Annotated in this window: 1 protein-coding gene; it reads right to left on the bottom strand. The window is 74.0% G+C overall.

The genetic code is table 11. From position 1 onward, the window contains the following. Nucleotides 1-825, bottom strand: an 825-nt coding sequence (locus B8460_RS18560) for a hydantoinase/oxoprolinase family protein (protein ID WP_199445695.1), incomplete at its 3' end; no start/stop codon positions are given. Nucleotides 826-865: the final 40 nt, after the last annotated feature.

An 865-nucleotide genomic window follows, 5' to 3' on the forward strand; every position in this document is an offset into this window, starting at 1 on the left:
CTCGGTGAACCATGCGGCGAGCCCGCGCCACGCGGCCTTCGGCGCGTCCGCCGCGTCGCGCCCGATCACGCGCGCGAGCCGGGCGGTGCTCTCCGCGACGCTCTGCCCGCGCCCGTCCACCTGCTCCATCTGATCCGCACCCTCCGGCAGGTCGCCGAGGATGCGGCGCGCGTCGGCCATCGACGCGAAATACTCGTTGGCGAGCTCCGTCCAGCCGCCCGCGAAGGGCGCGCGCGGGCCGAGCGCCATCGGATGGCTGCGCACCAGCCCGGTATAGACCAGCTCGCCGCTCGCCAGCCGGTCCGCGTCCGTATAGCCGGCGGCGGCGACCCGGCCGCCCGCCACCGCAATGATGTCCGTCGTCGTCGATCCCATGTCGATCAGCAGCGCATCCGGCACCGCGCGCGCCAGCAGCGCGGCACTCGCGTGCCAGTTGGCGGACGCGACGGCCACGACATGCGCGCCGGCCGCGCCCGGCGCCACCCACCCGTCGCGGCCGGCATAGATCGCGACCGGCACGGGGGCGAGCGCCTCCTCCATGATCGCGGCGAGCGTCGCCACCCCCTCGTCGCGGCTGGCGAAATTGTCGGCGAGTTCGCCCGTCATCGTCACCGCGTGCCGCGCGACGGGGCCGAGGCGCGGGCGCACCGCCGCCAGCGCGTCATGCAGGACATGCAGCCCCTTCCAGATCGGCGCCGGCTGCTGCACCACCTCCGCCACGCGCCCGTCGACGACGAGGGCTGCCTTCAGATGCGCCCCACCCACGTCCCAGCCGGCGATGCGCCCGTCCGCCTGTGGCACTAGACTGTTTTCCATGGCCCCCATCGACATCATCCCCGTCATCGATCTCAAGGACGGCGTCGTC

Source organism: Acidisphaera rubrifaciens HS-AP3 (assembly GCF_000964365.1).
GTDB lineage: Bacteria > Pseudomonadota > Alphaproteobacteria > Acetobacterales > Acetobacteraceae > Acidisphaera > Acidisphaera rubrifaciens.